Below are 10212 nucleotides of genomic sequence, written 5' to 3' on the forward strand. Positions count from 1 at the left end.
CCCGGAAGTCACCGTCTATTCACTGATCTTTGTCGCGCTGATCGCCGCCGTCACGCTCGCCTATTACGTCTGCAAGGCCAATGCCGTCCTGGCCTTCTGGATTGCCTACGTCCTGACGCGGCCACTCGGCGCATCCTTCGGCGACTACCTGTCGCAAGCGACTGCCGATGGCGGCCTGGGTCTGGGTACCGTGGTCACCAGCGTGATTTTCCTGGCGAGCATTGCCGGCCTGGTGCTCTATCTGTCGGCCAACCGGAATGACATTGAGAGCACTGCACCAAACGATGCCATTTGACGCCCCTTCTCCTGCGCTGCATTTTCGCGGTCGTCTTGCCGGAACGCCGCATGTCTGGCCCTATCGCTGCGCGCGTGTAGCCCGGGTGCGCCGTGCAACCCCCTTGTTGCTCTCCCTTGACGGCCGCCATTCGCCGATTTGATCCGGCGCCACCGGGTGAGACAATGAAGCATTCGGAACCGCGGAAATCCTGATGCGTATCCTGCTTGTCGAAGACGACGCCATGATCGGCGAGGCGGTATCCGTTGCCCTCAAGGACGCGGCGTATGCCGTGGACTGGGTCAGGGATGGCGCCACCGCCAACAACGTGCTCCAGGATGGTGAGCATCAGGCGGTGTTGCTCGATCTGGGACTGCCCGGGCGCGATGGACTGGAAGTCCTGCGTCGACTGCGCCGGGCGGGCAACACCGTAGCGGTTGTCGTCATCACCGCTCGGGACGGGGTCGACGATCGGATCAAGGGTCTTGATTTCGGTGCTGATGACTATCTGGTGAAGCCCTTCGACCTCAACGAGCTGCTCGCCCGACTGCGCGCGATTATCCGCCGCCAGGGCGGACAGGCGGCACCCGTGCTGAGCAACGGCACAGTCACTCTCGACCCGGCCAGCCACGAAGCGCGCTGCGGCGATGTGGTAGAGCTGCTCAGCGCGCGCGAGTTTGCCCTGCTGCATGCCTTGTTGCTGCGGCCCGGTGCCATTCTCACACGCGACGAGCTGGAGGAGCGCATCTACGGCTGGAATGAGGAGGTGGAGAGCAATGTCATCGATGTGCTGATACATGGCGTACGCCGGAAGCTGGGCGCTGCGATCATCAAGAACGTCCGAGGGGCCGGCTGGATGGTCGACAAGCCGACATGAAACGATCCTTGCAGAAGCAATTGTCGCTGATCCTGGGAAGCACAATCGTGTTCACCGGGCTGGCGGCGGCGGTGGCCTCGTTTGCGCTCGGCTATTCCGAGGCGAAGGAATTACAGGACCACATGCTGCGGCAGATCGCCAAGCTGGACGCCGGCTCACCGGTCGCACGCCGGGTGCCGGAAGTGCCGCCGCAAGCCGCCCGGCAAGTCAGGATCAAAGAGTCGGAATCGCGAATCACGATCATCCATCTGCCAGGCAATGCGCGACCGGCCTGGCTAGGAGCCGATCTGCGCAGCGGCTTTCACACCCTGCCCACCGACGCCGGGCTCCTGCGCGTGTTTATCCAGGACACCCCTTCGGGCGAGCGCACGGTCGTCACCCAACCAACCGAAGCGCGTGACGAGATCGCGGTCAACAGTGCGTTGTACACCCTGATCCCCTTGTTGTTGCTGGTCCCCCTGCTGACCGCCCTGCTGGTGCGAATCGTCCGCCGCGAGCTGGCGCCGATCGCCCGGCTATCCCGCAGCCTGGATCAACAGCCCGCCGACCGGCCGCAGGCGATAGACGACGACGGCCTGCCGGCGGAGATCACGCCGTTCGTGCACGCCATCAACCGTTTGCTGGAGCGGGTGAATCACCTGCTCGGGCAGCAGCGGCGCTTTATCGCCGATGCCGCCCACGAACTGCGCAGCCCGCTTACGGCGCTGTCGGTGCAGGCAGAAAATCTCGCGCATGCGCGATCGCTCGAGGCCGTTCGCGACCGCGTGCTGCCGCTCCAGGCGGGTATCGAGCGCGCCCGCCAGCTGACCGAACAACTGCTGAGCCTGGCCAGGACACAAGCGGGTACCGGCGGCGGACCGGCAGTGCAGATTTCGTCGATCGCCCGCGAAGTGATCGCCGAACTCCTGCCGTTCGCCGAGGCCAGGGGGATCGACCTCGGGCTCGACGAAATCGCGCCGTCAACCGTTCGCGGCGCGCCGGAAACGCTTCGGCTGATCCTCAAGAATGCGCTCGAAAATGCGCTGAAATACACACCAGAAGGCGGTGAGGTGACGCTTCGGCTGCTCTCCGAGGGCCAGAGCGCGGTCATCGAGGTGGTCGACGATGGCCCCGGGATTCCAGCCGCGGAGCGCGAGCGCGTCTTCGATTCCTTCTACCGCCTGCCCGGTGCCGGCGGCGAAGGCAGCGGCCTCGGGCTGACCATCGCCCGGGAAGCGGCAAGCCGTCTGGGCGGTGTCGTCAGCCTGCATGACCGGCCGGACGGCCGCGGCCTGCTCTTCCGCTACCGGCAAGACCGCCAGCAGTGATCAGCGCCTTCGTCGCCTCGTACGGTTATCTGGCGGTCTTCGTCGGCACGCTCCTCGAAGGCGAGAGCATTCTGATCGCCGCGGGGTTTGCCGCCCATCGCGGCTTGCTGGACTGGCATCTGGTCGCGCTGGTGGCCATGCTCGGCGCAACGCTGGGCGACCAGCTGGCCTTTCTGCTCGGTCGCTGGAAGGGTCCGGCGCTGACCGCACGTTTTCCGTCCCTGGCACGGCAAAAACCTCGCATCGACGATCTGCTGCAACGCCACCATGTCATCTTCATCCTCGGCGTTCGCTTCCTCTACGGATTGCGCATCGCCGGGCCCGTGTTGCTTGGATCGAGCGGCATACCGTTGCTTCGCTTCGCCTTGCTCAATGCCATCGGCGCCGCGCTGTGGGCGGCAACGATCACCGGCGCCGGATACAGCGTCGGGGTCGCCATCAGTGCCCTGATCGCCGACCTGAAGACGATTGAGGAGGTCGTTCTGGTCGTCATTGTGGTAGCCGGCCTGGCCTTCTGGCTGTGGCGCCGGCTGCGTACGCGAGCTTCGCCAACGGCAACTGAACGCGCAATGCATTGATCTCGTGACAACTATTTGACCCCCTCCGCGGCCACCTGACATCGATGACCAGCACACCGACAAAAAGCAACTGGCAGGACATGCCGTCAGGCATCTGGGTTCTCGGCGTGGTCAGTATGCTGATGGATATTTCCTCGGAGATGATCCACAGCCTGCTGCCGCTGTTCATGGTCACCACCCTGGGAAGCAGCGCCCTGGCGGTCGGCGTGGTGGAAGGACTGGCCGAATCCACGGCCCTGATGGTCAAGGTCTTCTCCGGCGCGCTGAGTGATTACTTCGGCAAGCGCAAGGGCCTGGCCGTCCTCGGCTACGCCATGGGCACCCTCACCAAACCGCTCTTTGCCGTGGCGTCGACCACCGGCGTGGTGCTCACCGCCCGCCTCCTGGATCGCGTCGGCAAAGGCCTACGCGGTGCACCGCGCGACGCACTGATCGCGGATATCGCGCCAGCACATCTGCGCGGCGCAGCATTTGGCCTGCGGCAATCCCTCGACACGGTCGGCGCATTCCTTGGCCCTCTGCTGGCGGTCGGCCTGATGCTGCTGTGGGCCAACGACTTCCGCGCAGTGTTCTGGGTGGCCGTGATTCCTGGACTCCTGGCGGTCGCGCTGCTGTTCTTTGGCCTGCGCGAACCGGAACACCCGCCGACGACAAAACGAAGCAATCCGCTCCAGCGACAGAACCTGAAACGTCTGGGTGCTTCGTATTGGTGGGTGGTCGGTATCGGCGCGGTGTTCGCCCTGGCCCGCTTCAGCGAGGCATTTCTCGTCCTGCGCGCGCAGCAAAGTGGCGTCGCCGTTGCCCTGGTGCCGTTGGTGATGGTGGCGATGAATCTGGTCTACGCCCTCTCGGCCTACCCATTCGGCAAGCTCTCCGACCGCATGAGCCACAGGAAACTGCTGGCCCTCGGCCTGCTCTTCCTGATCGCCGCCGACATGCTATTGGCGACCGGCACCCACTGGGGCGTCGTGCTGGCCGGCGTCGCCCTCTGGGGCATCCACATGGGCATTACCCAGGGCTTGCTGGCGACCATGGTTGCCGCTACCGCGCCGGCTGATCTGCGCGGCACGGCGTTCGGGTTCTTCAGCCTGGTCAGCGGACTGGCGATGCTGTGCGCCAGCGTGCTGGCAGGGCTGCTGTGGGATCGGCTCGGCGCATCCTCCACTTTCCATGCCGGCGCGATTTTTTGCCTTGTTGCATTCGCCGGATTGGGCTGGCAGCCGGACAGGCGAACGCCTGACGCGTGACCGACTTCCTTGAGCCGGCTCAACGCCCTCGCGCTGCCGCTACCGATGCAGACTGTTCGCCAGACGCTAATGACTCGTTGCCTTGCGGCGCCGTGTCGCGGCCAAGGGACCAGATTTCACCGAGGCGCATGTCGCCAAGGTAGTGATGGACAAGGGCCAGCCCGGCGTGGCCGATCAGATAGGCCCAAACGAGGTTGGCGAGTGTCCGATGGACAAACATCACGGCGCCGACGGCACCGCCCGCGTCCGGATCGCCACTGTTGATGAAATAGTAGATCGTGCCGCTCAGCGCCATCGCCGACATCAGCAGCAGCCCGAGACCATGGATGGCTGACGGCAAGGGCGCGTGCTCATCGTGGGGAGGGAGCCGGCGCGAGACCAGCGCGGAGAGGTGTCTCCTGGCGTCGGTTCGCAAAGCCGTCAAACGGGCGCGCGAAAACCAGGGGAACAGCGCGCCCGGCGCAGTGCCCTTCGATCGTAGGGTCAGGACCAGCCAGAATGCGAAAATGAAACAGAACGCGGCCAGGCCGGAATACTGGTGCACCTGAAAATACCAGTTGCCGGCGCGGTCCGGTTCGGGCGGCTCCATTGGCAAGCTGGTCAACAGCTGCAGGATGATCGCCAAGGCCAGGCCGGCATGAACCAGCCGCGTCGCGAAGGCGTGTTTGGGGACGGTGGCGCTTACGCTCATTGCAATGTTTCCTTTGAAAAATAGTGATCAACAACTCTGCCGCGCCGCAGCCTGACCTGGCTTAAAATGCGCGATGCGGCAAGAACCTGGTACCCGGCGGCTTGGCAACGGGCGCAAAACATGGCCGTGCAATGCAAGACCAGCCACGCCTTCAGCGTCGTCGCCGGGGACATCGGTCAGAAAGCCGGCGCCGATTTGCAGATTGAGCGGCGGGCAGTCGACGGGAGATCCTGCCTTCGAGTCACGCGCTGGTTTGCGTGGGGATGAAGATAGCGACCAAGAATTAGCTGAGACTTAGCGACGGCTGCCGGGGGTGATTCGCATGCCCGGGAGTGGCGCGGATTTTCCGCTCCAGCGCAAGCGCCCGTGGGAATGTGTTGCGAATATTGGAGCATCCGACGTTTTCATGACCTGGCATCGCATTTACGCGCGATGCATTTTTTTGTGGCGAGTCTGGTGAGTCATGGTGAAGCTTGAACGGAATTGGATTTGGCTGGCTTGGGCGCTCTGGTCGATCACCCTGGTGGTGCTCGCCGGCATGATCGTGACGCACCCGCTCGAGCGGAGCATGACGCCGATATACCACGATGCGGTACAGCACTGGTGGGCACGCCAACCGGTCTATACAGACCCGACGGGCTTCAACTACCTGCCAGCGTTCCTGCCAGTTTTCGGCCTCTTTGCCTGGTTACCGGTGGTTGCTTGCGAATTGCTCTGGCGCCTGCTGGCCATGCTCGGCCTCTATTCGGGTCTCTGGCGTTATTGCGGATTCCTGACGACGACGAACCAGCAACGCGCCTTCGCGGTGGCAACGGCGCTTTCCCTGCCGCTTTCCGTCAGCGCATTGCGCAACGGCCAATCAAGCGCCCAACTGGCAGCTTGCCTGGTCCTGGCGGCCTGCTGTTTACACCGACAACGTTGGTGGTCGGCGACGCTATGGCTTTCCCTGGCACTGGTCTGCAAGCCCTTGGGCATTCCGGCAATCGGGCTGGCCGTAATGGCCTTCCCCCGCCTGTGGTGGCGAACGGCACTCGGAGTGACTGTCGTGCTGGTGGGGCCCTATCTTTTTGCCCCGCCAGACTACGTGAATACCCTCTACCTGGCCTTCGCCGACAATCTCGCTCAATGTGCGGACGCCGGTGGTCGTACGTTCGCTGATCTCAATGGCGTGCTGGCGGCTGTCGACCTCGAACTCACCGGTACGCCGTCCTTCCTTGTTCGCTTGGCTGCCGGAGTGGTAATGGCCGTGGCGTGCTGGTTTTTGCGAGGGCGACGCTCCAGCATCCCTCTGCCCCTGCTCTGGCTCGCCTTGACGGGCATCTACATCATGCTCTTCACACCGATGAACGAAGCCAACAGCTACGTGATGCTGGCACCGGCGCTGGGCCTTTGGGCCTGGTGGCACGTTGAACAAAACGCAACACGAACATTCCAGGTCATGGCGGCCATGTGCGTAACGATGATGTTTCTACCGGACCTGATCGGGCTGTTCGTCGGGAAACAAGGCGGCCATGAGTTCGGCAAGTTCTGGAACCCCCTGATGACCCTTGGTTTTCTCGGCATACTGCTCTGGCGGGTGAAACTGGCGACGCCTGGAATGCAATCGACGTGCGCCGAACCGGTGCCAACCTGACACCCACGCCGCCGGGCCTCCAGGCGTGTGCCTTGCACGACCCACGGTCACGCATCACCTCGGTTGCCGGCCATATCGCGCGCGTACCCCGACTCGCCCATAGCCGAAGACTTCAGCGTATCATCACGCACCTGCGCTCGACACAAACCAACGTCACCCCCGCTTTCGACCACCCGCTACGGGTCGAAACGCGCAGCGCAAGCGCACACTGAAACTTCACCGGCAACTAGCCACTAGCCAAACTCTGATCAGCCATGACAGCCGAAGTCGCCTCGCACCGCTCGCCGGCCAGCCCACGCATCAATCACCCGACCCTGAAAAGTCACCTCGCCTTCACTTTGCTCAGCGCCAGCGCACTGCTGGCGCTCTACAGCCTGTTGCGCGTCGCGCTGCTGATCTACAACCGCGAGCTGATCGGCAGCACCCCGGTGGCGACGTTCGTCGAGGCTTTCCATAACGGCCTGCGTTTCGACCTGCGCCTGGTGGTGTACGCCATCATGCCACTCCTGCTGGCCCTGCTCAGCGTCCGCGCCATGGCCGCCCGCGGCCTGCTGCGCTGGTGGCTGACGGCGTTCGCCAGCTTCACCCTGTTCCTCGGCCTTACCGAGCTGGATTTTTATCACGAGTTCCACCAACGCTTGAACGGCCTGGTGTTCCAGTATTTCGAAGAAGACCTCGCCACCGTCGCGAGCATGTTGTGGAACGGCTTCCCGGTCGGCCGCTACCTGCTTGCCTGGGCTGCTGCGACCTGGCTACTGGCCCGGCTGTTCAGGAGCCTCGACCTGCTCAGCCGGCCGCTGGAGGTGCACCAGCCGCAAGCCGCACCGGCCTGGTACTGGCGCACCGGTGTCTTCGTCCTGTGCCTGCTGACGGCGGTCATCGCTGCCCGCGGCCACCTGCGCCAGGGTCCGCCGCTACGCTGGGGCGATGCCTACACCACCGATTCGATGTTTGCCAACCAGCTGGGCCTGAACGGCACCCTGACCCTGCTTTCCGCGGCCGAGGCCAGCCTGTCCTCGCAGCGGAGCAATACCTGGCAATCGACCATGCCCGACCAGCAGGCGCTGGCAACCGTGCGCCAACTGCTGCTCACACCCCACGACCAATTGGTAGACGCCGACGCGGCGGCGATTCGCCGTGATTTCACCCCGCCAGCCAGCGGCACCTTGCCGATTCGCAACGTCGTGGTGATTCTGATGGAAAGCTTCGCCGGCCACTTTGTCGGTGCGCTCGGGGGCCGCGGCGATATCACCCCGCACTTCGACCAGCTGGCCAAAGAAGGTTTGCTGTTCGACCGCTTCTTCTCCAACGGCACCCACACCCACCAGGGCATGTTCGCCACCATGGCCTGTTTTCCCAATCTGCCCGGCTTCGAATACCTGATGCGCACCCCCCAAGGCGCGAACAAATTCTCCGGCTTGCCACAACTGCTCAGCGCCCGCGGTTTTGACAACCTGTACGTGTACAACGGCAGCTTCCAGTGGGACAACCAGTCGGGCTTCTTCAGCAACCAGGGCATGACCCGCTTCATCGGCCGTGAAGATTTCGTCGACCCGGTGTACATGGACCCGACCTGGGGGGTATCGGATCAGGACATGTTCGACCGCGCGGCCAGCGAGCTCGACAAGATGCCTGCCGACAAACCTTTCTATGCGCTGCTGCAAACGCTGTCCAATCACACGCCCTACGCGCTACCGAAAGCGCTTCCGGTGGAGCCGGTGACTGATGGCGGCACCTTTAGCGAACACCTGACCGCCATGCGCTATGCCGACTGGGCGCTTGGCCAGTTCTTCGCGAAGGCGCGCAAGTCGCAATACTACAAGCACACCCTTTTTGTCATCGTCGGCGACCATGGGTTCGGCAGCGACCAGCAATTGACCGAAATGGATCTTTTCCGCTTCAACGTCCCGCTCCTGCTGATCGCTCCGGGTATTCAGGACAAGTTCGGCAGCCACAATCACAACGTCGGCACGCAGGTCGACATCGTGCCGACGATCATGGGCCGCCTCGGCGGCACGGTGCGCCATCAGTGCTGGGGACGCGATCTGTTGAATCTGCCGGAAGGCGACCTCGGCATCGGCGTGATCAAACCCTCGGGCGGCGACCTGACGGTGGCCCTGGTTACGCCGCAACGCATACTGATCGAGCCGAAGGGGTTCGAGCCACGCCTCTACAGCTACCAGCTGGGTGCCGATCCGAAAGCCGAACGGATCCCCATCGACCTCGCCCCGGAGTTGAAAGCCAGGCTCGAAGCCTTCCTGCAAATCGCCACCAGGAGTTTGCTGGACAACACCGCAGGGGTGGAAGCGGCGATGTCGCACAAGCGCTGAGCCGTGGCGAACTCGGCAATACCTTCCCCATGAAGCCGCGCGCCGGCCGGCGCGCGGCGTGCACTGGCGTTAATGTGAAAGTCGCGTACGCGACTCACGAATTTCCCTTCTCCTCAGCGCGGGAGGGCCTGGGGTGAGGCGGGGAATTCAGGGAGCATGCGCCCTGCCCGTCGAACGATTCCGGCGTGCAAGCCGGAATGCGCACTGCAAGTGGAGGGGGACGGTCATGACTTTCATGATCTGGGGTATCTCGACATGTCATGACCGTTAGCCAAACGCCGAAGCCGATCACTTGCCCGCGACTTGATCAATGCCCTCGCGTTGCAAGCCGGTGTTTGAACAGCAAGAGGCTGGCGAGAATGAATGCCACAAGAACCGCAGATGCCGAATAGCGGTTCATCGCCAGCCCACCGGAACGTACGGGCTTGTCGAGGAAATCACCGACAACGGCACCCAACGGCCGCGTCAGGATAAACGCGCTCCAGAACAGGATGGTTCGTGAAATGGCTGTCCAGAAATAGGCCGCGACGACGAGTCCCAGCAGAGCGGCAAAGACCATTGCGCCGCCTGTGTATCCCAGGCCGGCGCTGCCGGCGCTCCAGTCGCCAAGTGCGGTACCGAGCGTCTGAGAAAACATGATCGTCGTCCAGTAGAACAGCTCGGCCTTTGGCGAGCTGACGGTCCCGAGCGAAAGCGAGCCCAGCGTTCGGTACCAGATCGCCAACGAGGCCACCAGCAGGGCAATCAGCAAGGACGTACCACCCGCGTAGCCGATTCCGAGCGAACGATCCAGGAAATCCGCCAGCGTCGTACCGACCGTCGTTGTGGCAATGATCGTTGTCCAGTAGAGCAAGGGGTGAAAGCGCCTGGCCTTGATTTGAGCAGCGACAGCAAGCACAAAAATCGCGGCGAAAATCGTAGTTCCCACCAGGTAGCCAAGATTCATCGACATCGACACCGCATCACCGCCGGTCTCGCCCAGGGTGGTGGTGGCGATCTTGACAACCCAGAAAAGCAACGTGACTTCCGGCACTTTACTCAAGCTGCGTTGGACAGAGTTATTCATAATTTACACCTCACTTCTTGTCGTCGGTGCTTGGCGCCGCGTTCTTGAGACAGACAGAAGCCGCCCCGGAGCATTTTCTGCCCACCGCGTACCGGGCCGTCCTGTCGCCATCTTCGTCAAAGAAAATGATCTGCATCCTTGATGAGTCGACCATTATTTTCGAAAACCCATATTGTGACCGGCTAAACAGCAGGCCCTTCTTCTGGTCA

The 10212-nt window shown here is 63.0% G+C and carries 9 protein-coding genes and 1 pseudogene; 7 read left to right on the plus strand and 3 right to left on the minus strand.

Annotated elements, in window-relative coordinates; all coding sequences use genetic code 11:
* From RUW20_RS08540 to RUW20_RS08560, 5 genes and pseudogenes are all read left to right on the plus strand, one after another.
* Positions 1-295: pseudogene (locus RUW20_RS08540) on the plus strand (hypothetical protein); the annotation flags it as partial.
* 193 nt (positions 296-488) lie between these two features.
* Positions 489-1151, plus strand: coding sequence for a response regulator (locus RUW20_RS08545; protein WP_313951785.1), 663 nt, complete (start codon positions 489-491; stop codon positions 1149-1151).
* Entirely contained in the window at positions 1148-2458 is a 1311-nt protein-coding gene (locus tag RUW20_RS08550) for an ATP-binding protein (RefSeq protein ID WP_313951786.1), read from the plus strand. The genes RUW20_RS08545 and RUW20_RS08550 overlap by 4 nt, the downstream gene beginning before the upstream one ends.
* A complete protein-coding gene (locus RUW20_RS08555; protein WP_313951788.1) occupies positions 2455-3036 on the plus strand; it encodes a DedA family protein in 582 nt (193 codons plus the stop codon). Before RUW20_RS08550 ends, RUW20_RS08555 begins: the two co-directional genes overlap by 4 nt.
* 80 nt (positions 3037-3116) lie before the next feature.
* Positions 3117-4283 (plus strand): MFS transporter, encoded by a 1167-nt coding sequence (locus RUW20_RS08560; RefSeq protein WP_313951794.1) that lies wholly within the window; start codon positions 3117-3119, stop codon positions 4281-4283.
* A gap of 19 nt (positions 4284-4302) precedes the next feature.
* Here the strand turns inward: RUW20_RS08560 and RUW20_RS08565 are convergent, their stop codons facing one another.
* On the minus strand, positions 4303-4974 hold the full coding sequence (locus tag RUW20_RS08565; RefSeq protein WP_313951789.1) for a cytochrome b/b6 domain-containing protein: 672 nt from the start codon (positions 4972-4974) through the stop codon (positions 4303-4305).
* A 463-nt stretch (positions 4975-5437) separates the two neighbouring features.
* On the opposite strand from RUW20_RS08565, the gene RUW20_RS08570 reads away from it, so the two are divergent.
* Both RUW20_RS08570 and RUW20_RS08575 read left to right on the plus strand, forming a co-directional pair.
* Entirely contained in the window at positions 5438-6607 is a 1170-nt protein-coding gene (locus RUW20_RS08570; protein ID WP_313951790.1) for a glycosyltransferase family 87 protein, read from the plus strand.
* A 254-nt stretch (positions 6608-6861) separates the two neighbouring features.
* Positions 6862-8937 (plus strand): LTA synthase family protein, encoded by a 2076-nt coding sequence (locus tag RUW20_RS08575; protein ID WP_313951791.1) that lies wholly within the window; start codon positions 6862-6864, stop codon positions 8935-8937.
* A gap of 307 nt (positions 8938-9244) precedes the next feature.
* On the opposite strand, the gene RUW20_RS08580 is transcribed toward RUW20_RS08575, so the two are convergent.
* Both RUW20_RS08580 and RUW20_RS08585 read right to left on the minus strand, forming a co-directional pair.
* Positions 9245-10003: a hypothetical protein gene (locus tag RUW20_RS08580; RefSeq protein ID WP_313951792.1), complete on the minus strand. Its 759-nt coding sequence runs from the start codon at positions 10001-10003 to the stop codon at positions 9245-9247.
* A 10-nt stretch (positions 10004-10013) separates the two neighbouring features.
* A partial coding sequence (locus RUW20_RS08585) for a hypothetical protein (RefSeq protein ID WP_313951793.1) occupies positions 10014-10212 on the minus strand: 199 nt, incomplete at its 5' end.

This window comes from Accumulibacter sp. (assembly GCF_032229525.1).
GTDB lineage: Bacteria > Pseudomonadota > Gammaproteobacteria > Burkholderiales > Rhodocyclaceae > Accumulibacter.